The organism is Chitinimonas koreensis (assembly GCF_014353015.1).
Classification (GTDB): Bacteria; Pseudomonadota; Gammaproteobacteria; order Burkholderiales; family Chitinimonadaceae; genus Chitinimonas; species Chitinimonas koreensis.
Genome location: NZ_CP060704.1, coordinates 3,557,805 through 3,573,094 on the forward strand (window position 1 = coordinate 3,557,805; position 15,290 = coordinate 3,573,094).

At 72.4% G+C, this 15,290-nt stretch carries 16 protein-coding genes; 10 read left to right on the plus strand and 6 right to left on the minus strand.

The window, feature by feature from the left end:
* The first annotated feature begins 105 nt into the window (after window positions 1-105).
* The 10 genes from H9L41_RS14685 (at window position 106) to H9L41_RS14730 (ending at window position 9,541) form a co-directional block, all read left to right on the plus strand.
* Window positions 106-2,091: a ribonucleoside triphosphate reductase gene (locus H9L41_RS14685; RefSeq protein ID WP_028444452.1), complete on the plus strand. Its 1,986-nt coding sequence runs from the start codon at window positions 106-108 to the stop codon at window positions 2,089-2,091.
* Between the two features lie 56 nt (window positions 2,092-2,147).
* Entirely contained in the window at window positions 2,148-2,291 is a 144-nt protein-coding gene (gene nrdD, locus H9L41_RS14690) for an anaerobic ribonucleoside-triphosphate reductase (RefSeq protein WP_265583798.1), read from the plus strand.
* The gene (locus tag H9L41_RS14695; protein ID WP_028444454.1) at window positions 2,251-3,003 is read left to right on the plus strand and encodes an anaerobic ribonucleoside-triphosphate reductase activating protein; all 753 of its coding nucleotides are present in this window, start codon (window positions 2,251-2,253) and stop codon (window positions 3,001-3,003) included. The genes nrdD and H9L41_RS14695 overlap by 41 nt, the downstream gene beginning before the upstream one ends.
* Window positions 3,004-3,148: 145 nt before the next feature.
* The gene (locus H9L41_RS14700; RefSeq protein ID WP_028444455.1) at window positions 3,149-3,331 is read left to right on the plus strand and encodes a type II toxin-antitoxin system HicA family toxin; all 183 of its coding nucleotides are present in this window, start codon (window positions 3,149-3,151) and stop codon (window positions 3,329-3,331) included.
* 11 nt (window positions 3,332-3,342) lie between these two features.
* Window positions 3,343-3,735 carry a type II toxin-antitoxin system HicB family antitoxin gene (locus H9L41_RS14705; protein WP_028444456.1) on the plus strand — a complete coding sequence of 131 codons (393 nt, stop codon included), beginning with the start codon at window positions 3,343-3,345 and terminating at the stop codon, window positions 3,733-3,735.
* A 234-nt stretch (window positions 3,736-3,969) separates the two neighbouring features.
* Window positions 3,970-4,647: a Crp/Fnr family transcriptional regulator gene (locus H9L41_RS14710; RefSeq protein ID WP_028444457.1), complete on the plus strand. Its 678-nt coding sequence runs from the start codon at window positions 3,970-3,972 to the stop codon at window positions 4,645-4,647.
* Window positions 4,648-4,727: 80 nt separating this feature from the next.
* Window positions 4,728-6,344 (plus strand): methyl-accepting chemotaxis protein, encoded by a 1,617-nt coding sequence (locus H9L41_RS14715; RefSeq protein ID WP_028444458.1) that lies wholly within the window; start codon window positions 4,728-4,730, stop codon window positions 6,342-6,344.
* 95 nt (window positions 6,345-6,439) lie between these two features.
* Complete coding sequence (locus H9L41_RS14720) at window positions 6,440-6,763, plus strand: DUF2249 domain-containing protein (RefSeq protein WP_187523437.1); 324 nt, start codon at window positions 6,440-6,442, stop codon at window positions 6,761-6,763.
* Entirely contained in the window at window positions 6,760-8,109 is a 1,350-nt protein-coding gene (locus H9L41_RS14725; protein WP_034605852.1) for an aldehyde dehydrogenase family protein, read from the plus strand. Before H9L41_RS14720 ends, H9L41_RS14725 begins: the two co-directional genes overlap by 4 nt.
* A gap of 46 nt (window positions 8,110-8,155) precedes the next feature.
* Complete coding sequence (locus tag H9L41_RS14730) at window positions 8,156-9,541, plus strand: FAD-binding oxidoreductase (RefSeq protein ID WP_028444460.1); 1,386 nt, start codon at window positions 8,156-8,158, stop codon at window positions 9,539-9,541.
* A 48-nt stretch (window positions 9,542-9,589) separates the two neighbouring features.
* On the opposite strand, the gene H9L41_RS14735 is transcribed toward H9L41_RS14730, so the two are convergent.
* The 6 genes from H9L41_RS14735 to H9L41_RS14760 all read right to left on the minus strand — a co-directional run bounded on the left by H9L41_RS14735 (window position 9,590) and on the right by H9L41_RS14760 (window position 15,284).
* Window positions 9,590-10,642, minus strand: coding sequence for a hypothetical protein (locus tag H9L41_RS14735; protein WP_187523438.1), 1,053 nt, complete (start codon window positions 10,640-10,642; stop codon window positions 9,590-9,592).
* 201 nt (window positions 10,643-10,843) lie between these two features.
* Window positions 10,844-12,226 carry a 4Fe-4S binding protein gene (locus H9L41_RS14740; protein ID WP_028444462.1) on the minus strand — a complete coding sequence of 461 codons (1,383 nt, stop codon included), beginning with the start codon at window positions 12,224-12,226 and terminating at the stop codon, window positions 10,844-10,846.
* Entirely contained in the window at window positions 12,223-13,017 is a 795-nt protein-coding gene (locus H9L41_RS14745) for an FTR1 family iron permease (RefSeq protein WP_028444463.1), read from the minus strand. The genes H9L41_RS14740 and H9L41_RS14745 overlap by 4 nt, the downstream gene beginning before the upstream one ends.
* A 7-nt stretch (window positions 13,018-13,024) precedes the next feature.
* The gene (locus H9L41_RS14750; RefSeq protein WP_028444464.1) at window positions 13,025-13,348 is read right to left on the minus strand and encodes a cupredoxin domain-containing protein; all 324 of its coding nucleotides are present in this window, start codon (window positions 13,346-13,348) and stop codon (window positions 13,025-13,027) included.
* A 12-nt stretch (window positions 13,349-13,360) separates the two neighbouring features.
* On the minus strand, window positions 13,361-13,897 hold the full coding sequence (locus H9L41_RS14755) for an iron transporter (protein WP_034605854.1): 537 nt from the start codon (window positions 13,895-13,897) through the stop codon (window positions 13,361-13,363).
* Window positions 13,898-14,816: 919 nt separating this feature from the next.
* The gene (locus H9L41_RS14760; RefSeq protein WP_084299684.1) at window positions 14,817-15,284 is read right to left on the minus strand and encodes a putative zinc-binding protein; all 468 of its coding nucleotides are present in this window, start codon (window positions 15,282-15,284) and stop codon (window positions 14,817-14,819) included.
* Window positions 15,285-15,290 lie beyond the last annotated feature (6 nt).

Consider the following 15,290-nt stretch of genomic DNA (forward strand, 5'->3'; position numbering starts at 1 on the left):
CGGCTTGACCGCGGTCAAGCGTTTGGCAAGCAGCGGCGCCGGACCGGCCAGAACCACAATATCTAGTAGTAGGATGGCTTATCAGCTACTAGATGGAGTGTTTCGATGTCGATGCAGGTCATGAAACGCGACGGCCGCCCGGCCGCCTTCGACGCCGCCAAGATCACCGCGGCGATCGCTGCCGCCGGCCGCGCCACCGGCGAATTCGACGAGGCGGTGGCCGAGCTGCTGTGCCGCCGCGTCTGCGCCAGCCTAGCCGGCGAGCCCTGCCCGCAGATCGAGGCGATCCAGAACCGGGTCGAGGAGATCCTGGTCGCCGCCGGCTGCTGGCGCACCGCCCGCGCCTACATCGTCTACCGCGAGCAGCACGCCCGCCTGCGCGCGCTGGCCCATACCCTGGTCGACGTCGAGAGCGCGATGGAGGAATACCTCGAGCAGCGCGACTGGCGCGTCAACGCCAACGCCAACCAGGGCTACAGCCTGGGCGGGCTGATCCTCAACGTGGCCGGCAAGGTCACCGCCAACTACTGGCTCAGCCACGTCTACAGCCCCGAGGCCGGCCGCGCCCACCGCGAGGGCGACCTGCACATCCACGACCTCGACATGCTGAGCGGCTACTGCGCCGGCTGGTCGCTGCGGCAATTGCTGACCGAGGGCTTCAACGGCGTGCCGGGCAAGGTCGAGGCCACGCCGCCGCGCCACATGTCGGCCGCCATCGGCCAGATCGTCAACTTCCTCGGCACGCTGCAGAACGAATGGGCCGGCGCCCAGGCCTTCTCCAGCTTCGACACCTATATGGCGCCCTTCGTCCGCCGCGACGCGATGAGCTACGCCGAGGTCAGGCAAGCCATGCAGGAACTGGTCTACAACCTCAACGTGCCGAGCCGCTGGGGCACCCAGACGCCGTTCACCAACCTGACCTTCGACTGGACCTGCCCGGCCGACCTGCGCGAGCAGATCCCCTACGTCGGCGGCGAGGAGATGCCGTTCAGCTACGGCGAGCTGCAGGCCGAGATGGACCAGATCAACCGCGCCTACATCGAGGTGATGATGGCCGGCGACGCGCGCGGCCGCGCCTTCACCTTCCCGATCCCGACCTACAACATCACGCCGGACTTCGACTGGGACCACCCGAACAGCGCGCTGCTGTTCGAGATGACCGCCAAGTACGGCCTGCCCTACTTTCAGAACTTCCTCAATTCCGACCTCGAGCCGCACATGGTGCGGTCGATGTGCTGCCGGCTGCAGCTGGACCTGCGCGAGCTGCTCAAGCGCGGCAACGGCCTGTTCGGCTCGGCCGAGCAGACCGGCTCGGTCGGCGTGGTGACGGTGAACTGCGCGCGGCTGGGCTATCTGCACGCGGGCGACGAGGCCGGCCTGATGGCCGCGCTGGACCGGCTGCTGGAACTGGGCCGCGACGTGCTGGAGACCAAGCGCAAGGTGGTGCAGCGCTACATCGACCAGGGCCTCTACCCGTATACCCGGCGCTACCTGGGCAGCCTGCGCAACCACTTCAGCACGCTCGGGGTGAACGGCATCAACGAGATGATCCGCAACTTCAGCGGCGACGCCGACGACATCACCGGCGCCGCCGGCCACGCGCTGGCGCTGCGCCTGCTCGACCGCGTGCGGGCGCGGATGGCCGAGTTCCAGCAGGCCACCGGCCACCTCTACAACCTCGAAGCCACCCCGGCCGAGGGCACCACCTACCGCTTCGCCCGCGAGGACCGCAAGCGCTGGCCCGCCATCCTGCAGGCCGGCACCGCCGAGCAGCCCTACTACACCAATTCGAGCCAGCTGCCGGTCGGCCATACCGACGACCCGTTCGAGGCGCTGGCGATGCAGGAGGCGCTGCAGGGCCGCTACACCGGCGGCACCGTGCTGCACCTCTACATGAACGAGGCGGTGTCGAGCGCCGAGGCCTGCAAGCAGCTGGTGCGGCGCGCGCTGGCCAACTTCCGCCTGCCCTACGTCACGGTGACGCCGACCTTCTCGATCTGCCCGCGCCACGGCTACCTGAGCGGCCGCCACGAGTTCTGTCCCAAGTGCGACGCCAGCCTGCTGGCGCAAGCCGAAACCTGCTGCAACTGACCAATCCCAGGAGAAACCATGACCGCGACCACCCTCGAACGCCCCGGACCACCACCGTGCCGGACGACAGCCGCCGCACCCGCTGCGAGATCTGGACCCGGGTGATGGGCTACCACCGCCCGGTCGGCTCGTTCAATACCGGCAAGCAGGGAGAATTCAATGAGCGCCGCTTCTTCCACGAACCGCCCAGCGCGCGCTGACGCCATCCCGATCCGCCTGGTCGCGCCGGCGCCGGCCGTGGTCGGCGCCGGCGAGCCGGCGGTGGCCGGGCTGGTCCCGTTCTCGAGCGTGGACTGGCCCGGCCGGCTCAGCGCCGTGCTGTTCATCGGCGGCTGCCCCTGGCGCTGCCGCTACTGCCACAACCCGCACCTGCAGACGCGCCACGCCGCCTACCGCTGGGCCGAGCTGTACGGCTGGCTGGAAAGCCGGCGCGGCCTGCTCGACGCGGTGGTGTTCTCGGGCGGCGAGCCGCTGTCGGAAAGCCGGCTGCCCGAGCTGATGGCGGCGGTGAAGTCGCTCGGCTTCCAGGTCGGCCTGCACAGCGCCGGCATCTACCCGGGCCGGCTGGCGACGGTGCTGCCGCTACTCGACTGGGTCGGGCTCGACATCAAGGCCCGCGCCGACGGCTACGACGCGCTGACCGGCCGCAGCCGCAGCTACTGGCCGGCCGCGGTCAGCCTGGAGATGCTGCTGGCCTCGGACTGCGCGTTCGAATGCCGCACCACCTGGGACCCGGAATGGCTGAGCGAGACCGAACTCTTGGAGCTGGCGCGCGAGCTGGCCGAGCGCGGCGTGCGCCACTACGCAGTACAGGCGCGCCGCAGCAGCCCCGGCGCGGTCCCGGCCGCCTGCCTGAGCGACGACACGCTGGACTTGCTGCGCGAGTGGTTCGACGGCTTCGACTATCGCTGAGGCGACTGCCAAGGGTGACTATCATGGAGGCGCTGGTGCCGCGGACTCGGCCGCATCGTCATTGCGTTGATCGAGGTACGTAACACGCCATGTAGCGTCAACGAGGCTTGTTGGCGCCGCCTTTCTGGTAGTTATAATAACCACCATGGACAGCAAGCAAATCATCAAGCAGCTTGAGGCGGATGGCTGGTTCCTGGCCCGAGTGAAGGGCTCGCATCACCAGTTCAAGCATCCGACCAAGCCTGGCCTGGTGACGGTCAAGCATCCTGACGGCGACATTCCCGCCGGCACGCTGAACTCGATCCGCAAGCAAGCGGGATGGAAATAGAGAGGCTCACCATGCGTTTTCCCGTAGTACTGCATACCGATGACGGCGTCCGCTACGGCGTGACGGTGCCCGACCTTCCCGGCTGTTTTTCGGCCGGCGATACCTTCGACGAGGCGCTCGACAGCGTGGCCGAAGCGATCGACCTCCACCTCGAGGGCCTGGTCGAAGAAGGCAGCGAGGTGCCGGTAGCCGGCGCGATCGCCGAGCATCGCGCCAACCCCGAATACGCCGCCGGCGTGTGGGCCGTCGTCGAGGTGGACGTGACCCGCTTCGACGGCAAGGCCGAGAAGATCAACATCACCTTGCCGCGCCGCTTGCTTGCGCGGATCGACGAATACGCCCGTGCCCACGGGTCGACGCGGTCGGGGTTTCTCGCAGATGCCGCGCGGGCGGCGATGCGGTAAGCGCACACGAAGGCACGCTCGTCGAATCCGACGAAGCGGAATCAGAGAAAGGCCGGGGCTCCCCGGCCTTTTCCATTGGGCGATGCCAGCATTGAACGGTGTCGACTTCGGCAAGATCGGGTCAGGCAGGCACCGCTTGCCGCCTGCCGACCTGACTAGCCATTCCGGCCGATACCGCCGCGCCGGGTCGCGCCCTAGCATGAGTCCGTCCTCGCCCACCCACCGGAGCCCGCCATGGCCAACCGACTCGATACCGGCGCCCTGCTGGGCCACCTGCCGCTGTTCCGCAACCTGGACGCCCGCCAGCTGGCGCTGATGGCGCGCGCCTGCCAGGAGGTGCGCATCGCCAAGCACGGCTTCGCCTTCCAGCGCGGCGATCCGGCCAACGGGCTCTACGTGGTGGCGGTCGGCACCATCAAGCTGGCCATCCCCTCGCCCAGCGGGCAGGAGAAGGTGCTCGAGTTCTTCACCGCCGGCCAGGCCTTCGGCGAGGCGGTGATGTTCCTCGACAAGCCCTACATGGTGCAGGCCCAGGCGCTGGAGGACACCCTGCTGCTGTGGATCGACAAGCAGGACATCTACGCCGCCATCGACCACGATCCCTCGTTCGCCCGCCGCATGCTGGCCGGCCTGTCGCTGCGGCTGCACGCGCTGGTGCAGGACATCGAGGCGGTCAACCTGCAGAACGCCACCCAGCGGGTGGCCGGCTACCTGCTGCGGCAGCCGCGCGAGGACGGCCAGATCCACCTCTCGGTCAACAAGAACGTGGTGGCCTCCAAGCTCGGCCTGACGCCGGAGACGCTGTCGCGCCTGCTGGGCCAGCTCAGCGGCAAGGGCTATATCGCGGTCGAAGGCCGCGACGTGCAGCTGCTCGACGCCGCCGCCCTGGAGGCCCTGCTGTACGGCCGCTGAGCGGCCGCCGGGCAAGCGGCCCGCAGAGCGCCGCACGCCGATACCGACACCGCGGGAGGAAGCCACGCCGGGTCCCGCCCATGAAACGCAATCTTCCCGTCCACGACCTCGAAACCGTCCTGCCCGACGGCGAGTTCATCTATTCCCGCACCGATCTGAAGGGTGTGATCGTCGAGGCCAACGAGGCCTTCGCCCGCATCAGCGCCTACGACCGCGCCGAGATGATCGGCCGGCCGCACAACCTGGTGCGCCACCCGGACATGCCGGCCGAGGCCTTCGCCGATCTGTGGTGCGACCTCAAGGCCGGCCTGCCCTGGCGCGGCGTGGTCAAGAACCGGCGCAAGGACGGCGGCTACTACTGGGTGATCGCCAATGCCTCGCCGGTGCGCGAGGACGGCCGCATCGTCGGCTACCAGTCGGTGCGCAGCCGGCCCGGCCGCGCCGAGATCGCCGCCGCCGAGGCGGCCTACGCGCGCATCCGCGCCGGCGACGCCACGCTGGCGATCGAGCATGGCCGGGTGGTCGACCGCCGCCGCGCGCGGCTGGCCGGGCTGCTGTCGCTGCGCGTGCGCCTGCTGCTGGCCGCGCTGCTGCCGCTGCCGGCCTGCCTGGCGGTGCTGGCGCAGGGCGGCGCCTGGCCGCTGCGGGCGCTGGCCGCCGTCGCGCTGGCCTACGCGCTGCATCACCTGCTGGCCTACCTGCCGGCCTTGCAGCGCGACCTGGCCGGGCTGTCGGACTGGCTCGGCGGCCTGCTCGGCAGCGGCGACCTGCGCCACCGGCTGACGCTGGAACGGCACGATCTGGTCGGCGAACTGGGCCGCCGGGCCGACCGTTTCGCCTCGTCGATCCAGGCCACCGTGCAGGGCCTGGGCGACGTCGCCGGCCAGGTCGGCTACGCCGCCGGCGAGGTCCATGCCGGCATCGGCGACACCGCCGACGCGGCCCGGGTGCAGCACGCTGCCTGCAGCTCGGCGGCCGCCGCGATCGAACAGGTCACCGTCTCGATCGGCGCCGTGGCGGCCCACGCCCAGGCCACCCAGGACGCCGCCGAGCAGGCGCAGCAGGCCTCGCTCGCCGGCCATCGCATCGCCGAAGCCGCCAGCCGCGCGGTGGCCTCGCTGGCCGAGACGGTGCGCGGCTCGGCCGGCCAGGTCGAATCGCTGGGCCAGCGCTCGGACGAGGTCAGCCGCATCACCGCCACCATCCAGGGCATCGCCGAACAGACCAACCTGCTGGCGCTGAACGCCGCGATCGAAGCCGCCCGCGCCGGCGAGCAGGGCCGCGGCTTCGCGGTGGTGGCCGACGAGGTGCGCAAGCTGGCCGAACGCACCCGCCAGGCCACCGGCGAGATCGGCGCGCTGCTGCAGGACATCCGCGACCGCACCGGCGAGGCCGTGCTCGGCATCCGCCACGGCGCGCGCCAGGCGGCCGACGGGGTCGGCCTGGCCGGCGAGGCCGCCGCTGCGCTGCAAAGGATCGAGGCCGAGATGGCCGGCACGCTGCGCATGATCGGCGACATCTCGCAGGCCACCGCCGAGCAGCAGGCGGCGATGCACCAGCTGGCCCGGGACATCGAGCGCATCGCCGGGCTGACCGAGCGCAGCGTCGCCCAGGTCGGCCAGACCGGCGCGCTGGCCGGCTACCTGCATGCGGTGGTGGCGCGGCTGCGCAAGGCGGTCGGGCAGTACGAAATCTAGGCGCCGGCCGCGCGGGGCTTGTCCTCGCTCAAGGCGGCCGGCCGCAGGCGGACCTAGCATCGGGCCACCATCCACTCGTTTCCACGGAGTCCGCCATGTCCGGCATCGTCAGCGAACAGACCTTCCTCTTCGACGCCCGCGGCGTCGCCAAGCGCTTCCGCCACGCGGCGATCTTCGGCGCGCTCGAAGCGCTGCGCGAGGGCGAGACCATGCGTTTCGTCAACGACCACGACCCGCTGCCGCTGCTGCAGCAGATCGGCCAGCGCTACCGCGACCAGGTGCGCGTCCACTACGTCGAGCACGACGAGGCGCAGGTGGTGATCGACTTCTCGGTGCATCCGCAGCATCAACATCAGCATCAGGCCGCGTCCGGCGGCTGCGGCGGCGGTGGGGGCTGCGGCTGCAGCGGGGCTGAGTGAGCGCCCCCTCGCACGGCGCCGCCTTCGTCTCGCGCGATCCGCGCAGCGGCGAGGTGTTCGCCGCGCGCGCCGCCTGGCCGGCCGAGGCGCTCGGACTGGCGCTGTCGATCGCCGAGTCGGCCCAGGCCCGCTGGGCCGCGACGGCCGCCGAGGCGCGCGCCGCGCCGCTGCTGCGGCTCGCCGCCGCGCTCGAGGCGGCCGCGCCGGCGCTGGCCGCCAGCATCGGCCGCGAGATGGGCAAGCTGCCGGCCGAGGCCGCCGACGAAATCCAGCGCGCCGCCAACTGGTGCCGCTTCCTGGCCGAGCGCGCGCCGGAATGGCTGGCCGAGCAGCGCAACGGCACCGGCCGGCTGCGACGCCGGCCGATCGGCCCGGTGCTGGCGGTGACGCCGTGGAACTACCCGGTCTGGCAGATGCTGCGGCCGCTGGCCGCCGCGGTGGCCGCCGGCAACGCGGTACTGGTGAAGCCGGCGCCCGGCGTGGCCCGCACCAGCGCGCTGGTCGAGGCGATCTGCCGCGACGTCCTGCCGCCCGGCCTGGTGCAATGCCTGTGGCTCGACCAGGCCGGCACCCGCCGCGCGCTGGCCGATCCGGCCGTCGCGATGCTGGTCTGCACCGGCAGCGAGCGCACCGGCCGCCGGCTCGGCGCGCTGGCCGGCCGCCACCTCAAGCCGGCCGTGCTCGAACTCGGCGGCAACAATCCCTGCCTGATCCTCGACGACGCCGACCTGGCCGCCGCGGCCGCCGCGGCGGCCGAAAGCCGCTGCCTCAACGCCGGCCAGGCCTGCACCGCCGCCAAGCGCTTCATCGTCCACCAGGCGGTCGCCGAGCGTTTCGTCGAACTCCTGTGCGAGACCATGGCGCGCTACCGCTGCGGCGATACGCTGGCGCCGCTGGCCAATGCCGCGCAACGGCAGCGGCTGCAGACCCAGGTCGACGCCAGCCTGGCCGCCGGCGCCCGCTGCCTGCTCGGCGGCCGGGCCGGCGGCGGCCGCGGCGACTACTTCCCGGCCACCGTGCTGGCCGAGGTGCAGCCCGGCATGGCCGCCTTCGACGAGGAGCTGTTCGGCCCGGTCGCCGCCGTCACCGTGGCGCGCGACGACGACGAGGCCGGCTGGCTGGCCGGCGCCGTGCGCCAGCAGCTGGCCGCCGCGGTCTGGAGCGCCGACGCCGCGCGCGCCGAGCGGCTGGCCGGGCGGCTGCGCGCCGGCGTGGTCTGCTTCAACCGCCGCACCGGCAGCCGCTTCGAGCTGCCCTTCGCCGGCAGCGGCGCCTCGGGTCACGGCAGTACCCTGGGGCAGGACGGGCTGCTGGCCTTCACCCAACCGGTCGGCTGGCTGGCATGAAGCGCGCCGGCCGTCCAAGCTGCTTCATCCTTCGTGCGAGACCGCCATGACCCATCCCCTGCTGGCCGAACTGGCCACCTTCCTCCCGCCCGCCGGCCTGGTCGTCGACCCTGGCCGGCTGGCGCCGCGACTGATCGACGCCCGCAAGCGGCTGCACGGCCAGGCGCTGGCGCTGGCGCTGCCGGACAGCGCCGACCAGGCGGCCGAGATCGTCGACCGCTGCCGCGCCCACGGCGTGGCCATCGTGCCGCAGGGCGGCAACACCGGCCTGGTCGGCGGCGCCACGCCGATGCGCGCGGACAGCCTGCTGCTGGGCTGCGACCGACTGAACCGCATCCGCCAGGTCGACCCGGCCGGCTATGCGCTGACCGCCGAGGCCGGCTGCATCCTCGACGACATCCGCGCCGCCGCCGAGGCGGCCGGGCGGCTGTTCCCGCTGTGGCTCGGCTCCTCGGGCAGCGCCCGCCTGGGCGGCCTGGTCGGCACCAATGCCGGCGGGCTGCAGGTGCAGCGCTACGGCACCACCCGCGAACTGGTGCTCGGCCTCGAGGCGGTGCTGCCGGACGGCCGCATCCACCGCGGCCTGCATACGCTGCGCAAGCGCAACGTCGGCTACGACCTCAAGCAGCTGTTCATCGGCGCCGAGGGCACGCTGGGCTTCGTCACCGCCGCCACGCTGCGGCTGTTCCCGGCCGAGCGCGGCCAGGCGGTGGCGATGGTGGCGCTCGACGACGCCGCGCAGGTGCTGGCGCTGTTCGACCGCGCCAAGGCGGCGGCCGGCGAGGTGCTGACCGCCTTCGAGATGATCGACCGCTCCGCGCTGACGCTGCTGGCGCGGCATTTCGCGGCGGTCGCCCAGCCGTTCGCCGAGCCGCCGCCCTACGCCGTGCTGATCGCGCTGAGCGGCGGCGAGGCCGACGCCGTGCTGGCCGAACGGCTGGCCGAACTGCTGCTGGGCGCCGGCTGCGACGACGCGGCCGTGGCGCAGGACGGCAGCCAGGCCAAGGCGCTGTGGGCGCTGCGCGAGCTGATCCCGGCCGCGCAGGTGCGCCAGGGGCCGTCGATCAAGCACGACCTGGCGCTGCCGATCGGCGCCATCCCGGCCTTCCTGGCCGAGGCGGCCGGGCTGCTGGCGCAGCGGCTGCCCGAGGCGCAGCCGGTGGTGTTCGGCCACGTCGGCGACGGCAACCTGCACTTCAACCTGTCGCTGCCGCCCGGCAGCGAACAGGCCGAGCTCGAGACGCGCGCCAACCTGCTGCTGTTCGAACTGGTGGCCCGCCACGGCGGCGACATCAGCGCCGAGCACGGCATCGGCCGGTTGCGCATCGCCACGGCCGACGCCTGCCACGATCCGGTCGAGCGCAGCCTGATGCGGCAGATCAAGGCGATGCTCGATCCGGACGGGCTGTTCAATCCGGGAGTGCTGCTGTGAAGGGCCGGCTCGGGTCGAGCCCGCGATCCGGCGACGGCCGCCCGCGGGCTAGACCACCAGCAGGCCGGCACCCCATGCCGGCCATGCCGAGTGCCCAGCCATCCACGACAGCGCGGCCGCGCCTAGCCAGGCGGCGGCCGCAACCACCGCCCTGCACTTGCCGACCGCTGCGCACAACGCCGGCAAAGCCAGCAGGCCAGGCAGGCCGAACAGCACTTGCGGCAAGCCGGCTCGCCCGGACACCGACGGCGCCCATCCCGTCGCCATCGATCCGCCCATGAGCCAGGCCACCGCGACACCCAGCAGCGAGCCGGCAACCAGCACGACCAAGGACCCGGCCAGAAAGCCGGCCAGCCGCCGTGCAGCGGTACGCAGCACCCGTGCCGGGCTCGGCCGGCGCCAGGCCGGCAGCGTCGGCCGCGGCAGCGGCGGCCATCCGGGCCGGCCGGGCCAGCAGGCCTGCGCCGATAGCGCGGCGACCAGCGCCGCGGCCAGCCCCGCCAGGTAGCCGGCCAGCGCCGCCGGGCCGCCCCAATCCGGCCAGAACACCGCAGCCGGCAGCAGGCAAACCGGCCAGCCGGCGACGGCCTGCGGCAGCAAGGCGCAGGCCGTCGCGCGCTCGGCCGCGTTGCCGCAGCGGCGCGGGACGGTCGATTCCGCACCGGCCAGCATCGGCGCGAACGCCCTCCCCGGCAGCCGCAGCGTCCACAGCGCGCGGTCGATCAGGCAGGCGACGCGGGCCAGGTAGCCGCAGTCGCGCAGCATCGCCAGGATCAGTTCGAACGCGATCAGCGCCGGCAGCCAGATGGCCAGCAACCTCGATCCGCCGGCCAGCACGGCGGCCGCCGGTCGCAGGCTGGCCGGCACTGGCAGGAGCGCGGTCGCGCCCAGCGCATCGGCCGTCGCCACGACCGCCGGCACGGCGGCGGCGCCGAGCCGTAGCGCCAGGTCGGCGGCCAGGCCGAACACCAGCAGCGCGATCGGCAGGCCCAGCCGGCGGTGCAGCAGCCAGCGGTCGGGTCCGCCGCGCCAGGGCTGCGGGCAACAACGACGGTGGAGAAGTCCGCAGGGACGGGTGGAGTGCGGAACACAGCGGCGCATCCGGTGAGATCGACGGCGGACACTCTAGCCAGCCGGAGCCGCGCTGGAATTGACCCGACTCAAGCGTTTGGCCGGTCTTCGGCGATTGTCGGAACGACGGCGATTCCGACACGGACGCGCGCCCGGCGCTCGCCATGCAGGTCGGGCTTCATGCCCGACCTACGGGAACCGATCGGCGCTCGTCGTCCGAAGCGCCGGCCACTAGATATGCAGCAGAGGCCGCCACGCCGCCCCGACCAGCACCAGCGCCGGCACCAGCATCGACAGCGCCGCCAGCCGTTGCGCCGGGCGCCGGTCCGCCATCTGCCGCCAGGCCAGCCCCAGGCTCCACGCCAGGCCGAGCGCCAGCAGGCCGGCCTGCAGCGTCGACTGGCCGTGCAGCGGGTAACCGAGGCCGCGCAACTGGCTCAGGCTGGTGGCGGACAGGCCGACGAACAGCCCCAGCCCGGCCAGCGGCGTCAGGCTGTAGGCCAGTTGCAGCCGCCGCGGCCGCCAGTCGGCGTCGAGCCGGCGCGCGGCCCAGCCCAGGCACAGCCACAGCGCGCTGCCCAGCGCCAGCGCGACCGCCGCGATGTAGCCGACGATCAGCAGGCCGTCGAGCCAGGTGAAGCTGTCGTTGAGCGCCGGGTAGTGGGTGAGCAGCCACCACGGCGCGTCGTCGGCCAGCAGGCCCAGGCCGGCCTCGCGCTCGACCAGCCAGCCGGCCAGCGCCTGCCGCACCGCCACGAAGCCGCGGCTGCCGCTCCAGCCGAAGGCGCCGACCGCGACGCCGATCAGGCCGTACAGCAGCAGCGCCACTTCCCACGGCTGCGCCTGCTCGGGCCGCAGCCGGGCGATCTCGCGGCCGGGCGGGCGGGCCGCCAGGTGCACCGCGCCGCGCTGGCCGGCGCAGCGGCCGCACTGGTGGCACTGGCTGGCGCTGTCCATGCGGCGGATGTCGATCAGCGGCGCGCAATTGACCGGGATGAGCGGGATCGGCGTGGCCGAGCGCGCCGGCCGGGCATCCCAGGCGGCGCGGTCGACCTCGTAATGCAGCGGCGCCAGCCGGGCCAGCAGGCCGAACACGCCGCCGACCGGGCACAGGTAGCGGCACCAGACGCGCTTGTTGCGGCCGTACAGGTAGCCCACCGCCATCGCCGCGGCGGTGGAGCCGCCCAGCACCAGCAGCGCCGGCCGCGGATATTGATAGACGCTGACCAACTGGCCGTAGACGGTGGTGAGCACGAAGGCCGCCAGCGGCCAGCCCGGCCACTTGAGCCAGGCCGGCGCGCGGCGGCCGCGGCCGTGGCCGCTGGCCCACTCCGACAGCATGCCCTCGGGGCACAGCAGGCCGCACCAGCTGCGCCCGAGCAGCAGCATCGAGGCGATCACACCGGGCCACCACAGGCCCCAGAACGCCAGCTGCGCCCAGCCGGCCAGGTGATCGAGCAGGCCGGCCTCGGCCGGCGGTAGCGGCAACAGCGCCGGCAGCACCAGCAGGATCGCGTAGACGGCGACGACGGCCCACTGCACGGCGCGGATCGCGCCGCCGTGGCGGCGCAGCCAGAGTCCGGCCCGGGTCAGCCGGGCGCCGCCGGTGGTCATGCCCGGCTCGAGCGCCGTAGCCAGGCGAGCGCCAGCAGCCAGTAGCCGGCCAGCGCCAGCAGCGGGCTCAGCGCCGGATGGGTGCGGTAGCCAGTGAAGCCGGCCAGCAGGCGGCCGAAGTCGCCGCCGTCGTCGAGCAGCCAGCTGCTGTCCCACAGCTCGTCGACCAGGGTGGGCAGATGGCCCAGCATGGTCAGCTTCTCGACCGCGGCCAGCAGCAGCGCGCCGCCCAGCAGCAGCAGCAGCGTTTCGCTGATGCGGAAGAAGGTGCGCCACTGCAGCCGGCGGCCACCGTGCTGCAGCAGCCAGTAGGTCGCCGCCGCCAGCGCCAGGCCCAGCAGCAGCGTGAGCGCCAGCTGGCCTACCGGCAGCCGCTCGAGGCCCAGGCCGTAGAGGAACACCACCGTCTCGCTGCCCTCGCGCGCCACCGCCAGCGCCGCCAGCAGCGCGACGCCCGGCCCGGCCCGGCCCGCCAGGCCGGTTTCGAGCGAGCGCCGCAGTTGCGGACCCTGCCGCCGCATCCATACCGCCATGTGCACGATCAGGCCGCTGGCCAGCAGCATCATGCCGAGCTGGACCCACTCGAGCGCCTCGCCGGCCAGGCTGGCGAACAGGCCGAGCAGGGCGGCGGCGAACAGCGCCGACAGGCCGCAGCCGGCCGCCACGCCGGCCCACAGCCAGCGCAGCGCGTGGCGCGCGTCGCCGTGCCGGCGCAGCCAGGCGTGCAGGATGCCGATCACCAGCAGGGCTTCGGCGGATTCGCGCCAGAGGACGAACAGGGCCTGGATCATGGCGGGCTCATTGCAGCGACAGCACGTACTGGCCGCCGCCGGGATGGAATTCGTCGATGAAGGCGTAGTCGCCGGGCTTGAGCGGATTGAGCACCACGAAGGAGCGCGCGCCCGGCGCCAGCACCTTCTCGACCCGCAGCCGCAGGTTCTCGAACTCGACCGGGCCGGGACCGGCGTTGATCAGCACCAGCTTGATGCGCTGGCCGGCCGGCGCGACCTGGCGCGCCGGGCTGAGCCGGCCGCCGGCCGCGGTGACGGTGTAGGTGGGCAGCTCGGCCGCGGCGGCGGCCGCGGCGACCAGTGCCGGCAGGAGGGCGCGCAGGATGGGCATGGCGGCGACCGGCTAGTAGCCGCCCTTCTTGCCGGTGCCGGCGAATATGAAGGGGTATTTCAGCGTGAACGGCGCGAACCAGGCGGCCACGCCGGTCTCCTTGTCGACGTGGCGGCCAAAATGGGCGCCGCCGGTGCCGGGCGGCAGCACCTTCAGCGTGAGCAGGTACTTGCCCGGCCCGGCCAGCTTGACGTTGTCGCCGTAGTGCGGCCCGTCGCTGGCCACCATGGCGTGCATGTCGCCGTCGGCGACCGGCTTGCCGTCGCGGCTCAGCTGGTACTGCACTGTCAGGCCGGGCACCCAGCTGCCTTCGGGGAAGCCGTTGGCGTTGTCGGCCAGTGCGTGGATGTCGGCCTCGAGGTGGATGTCCGACTCGGCCGCCGGCCGCATCATGCCGGCCGGCTCCATCCGGATCGGCTGCAGATAGACCGCGGCGACCTCCAGCCCGCCGCCGGTCTGCGGCCTGCCGATCGGATGTTCCAGCGCCTGGGCGGCGCCGTGCAGCAGCAGCATGGCGAGCGGAAGCAGGCGGACGAGGGGGCGGCTCATGGTGCGTTTCCTTGGTGAGAATAGTTATCGTTAGTGTGCCGAGGCCGGGGTGGGGCGGCCTTGTTCCAGGTCAAGGAAGTGGGAGGATGGGGTGGGGAACGGCCCCGGGGAAATGGGCGTGGGCCTAGAACGGCGGGGAGAGGGGCTGGATGAGGGATGCGCGCGCTGGGCGCGATACGGGCAGCCGCGCGCTGCACCTCCCTTCTCCCGCGCGCGGGCGGCAGTCCAAGTTGCCCGGTCTTGGGAGAAGGGGGCCCGCAGGGCCGGATGATGGGCTGGTTCATCAAACCGCAGCCCTCACCCTACGCCGGGCGCCCCTCCCCATTTCTGCATGGCAGAAATGGGTGCCTCTCCCGTGCACGGGAGAGGGGCTTTAAGACAGTGCCGCCAATGACCTGCATTCGATCCTGAACCGTCGCTCCCTCACCCTGCCCTCTCCCGGGGGAGAGGGTGGGACAGTGAAGCGTCACGGTCGGTCGTCATGCTGGCATTGCCAATACCACTTCGAATTCGAACCGCAGCCACGTCCGAGTGCCCTGTCGTCCCCTCTCCCCCGGGAGAGGGCCAGGGTGAGGGAGCGCCCTTCGAGCACCGCACTGCCGGTCGGGCGCCCTTCCCTTCTCCCGCGCGCGGGAGAAGGTGGCCTGGAAGGCCGGATGAGGGCTGGTCCATCAAACCGCAGCCCTCACCCTACGCCGGGCGCCCCTCCCCATTTCTGCATGGCAGAAATGGGTGCCTCTCCCGTGCACGGGAGAGGGGCTTTAAGACAGTGCCACCACTGACCTGCATTCGAGATCCTGAACCGTCGCTCCCTCACCCTGCCCTCTCCCGGTGGGAGAGGGTGAGGTAGTGAAACGCCACGGTCAGTCGTCATACGGGCATTGCCATGACTTTCCGCTGCATTCAAATCACAGCCGTGTCAGCCCGCGCTGTCGTACCCCGCCGCCACCGGCACAACGGGCACAGCCGCCATCGACGCAGGCTCCCCTGCCCGTACACCCTCCGCTCCCCTGCCCGCCACCCGCCGTAGATCGCGCGCAGCGGAGCTGACTGTCAGCCACACCGCCTGCCGCTCCTCGTCGGCGCAGTCGCTGTGATAGCGCTTTTTGGCGCCGAGCCGGTTCAGCACCAGATGCACGTCCGGCTGCACGCCGGCATTGCCCAGGCAGGCCGCCACGCAGGCCAGCGCACAGCCGTCGAGCGCCAGGATCGGCCGGCCGCTGCGGGCCAGCTTCACCAGCATCGGCACACCGCCGCCGACCCCGCTGATGCAGGACATCTCGGCCTCGCCCTGGCGATCGAGCGCGATGGCGAGGTCGTTGGCCAGCTGCGCCACGCTGGAGCAGCCGGAACAGGCATAGACGAGCGGACGTTCGAGCGGATTCATGGCGGT

Excerpts from the sequence above, each read along its gene's own strand:
- H9L41_RS14740 (WP_028444462.1), bottom strand. The coding sequence starts at position 12,226 with ATGACCACCGGCGGCGCCCGGCTGACCCGGGCCGGACTCTGGCTGCGC.
- H9L41_RS14760 (WP_084299684.1), bottom strand. The coding sequence starts at position 15,284 with ATGAATCCGCTCGAACGTCCGCTCGTCTATGCCTGTTCCGGCTGCTCC.
- H9L41_RS14750 (WP_028444464.1), bottom strand. The coding sequence starts at position 13,348 with ATGCCCATCCTGCGCGCCCTCCTGCCGGCACTGGTCGCCGCGGCCGCC.
- H9L41_RS14695 (WP_028444454.1), top strand. The coding sequence starts at position 2,251 with ATGAGCGCCGCTTCTTCCACGAACCGCCCAGCGCGCGCTGACGCCATC.
- H9L41_RS14715 (WP_028444458.1), top strand. The coding sequence starts at position 4,728 with ATGAAACGCAATCTTCCCGTCCACGACCTCGAAACCGTCCTGCCCGAC.
- H9L41_RS14735 (WP_187523438.1), bottom strand. The coding sequence starts at position 10,642 with ATGCGCCGCTGTGTTCCGCACTCCACCCGTCCCTGCGGACTTCTCCAC.
- H9L41_RS14710 (WP_028444457.1), top strand. The coding sequence starts at position 3,970 with ATGGCCAACCGACTCGATACCGGCGCCCTGCTGGGCCACCTGCCGCTG.
- H9L41_RS14705 (WP_028444456.1), top strand. The coding sequence starts at position 3,343 with ATGCGTTTTCCCGTAGTACTGCATACCGATGACGGCGTCCGCTACGGC.
- H9L41_RS14745 (WP_028444463.1), bottom strand. The coding sequence starts at position 13,017 with ATGATCCAGGCCCTGTTCGTCCTCTGGCGCGAATCCGCCGAAGCCCTG.
- H9L41_RS14685 (WP_028444452.1), top strand. The coding sequence starts at position 106 with ATGTCGATGCAGGTCATGAAACGCGACGGCCGCCCGGCCGCCTTCGAC.
- H9L41_RS14700 (WP_028444455.1), top strand. The coding sequence starts at position 3,149 with ATGGACAGCAAGCAAATCATCAAGCAGCTTGAGGCGGATGGCTGGTTC.
- H9L41_RS14720 (WP_187523437.1), top strand. The coding sequence starts at position 6,440 with ATGTCCGGCATCGTCAGCGAACAGACCTTCCTCTTCGACGCCCGCGGC.
- H9L41_RS14730 (WP_028444460.1), top strand. The coding sequence starts at position 8,156 with ATGACCCATCCCCTGCTGGCCGAACTGGCCACCTTCCTCCCGCCCGCC.
- H9L41_RS14755 (WP_034605854.1), bottom strand. The coding sequence starts at position 13,897 with ATGAGCCGCCCCCTCGTCCGCCTGCTTCCGCTCGCCATGCTGCTGCTG.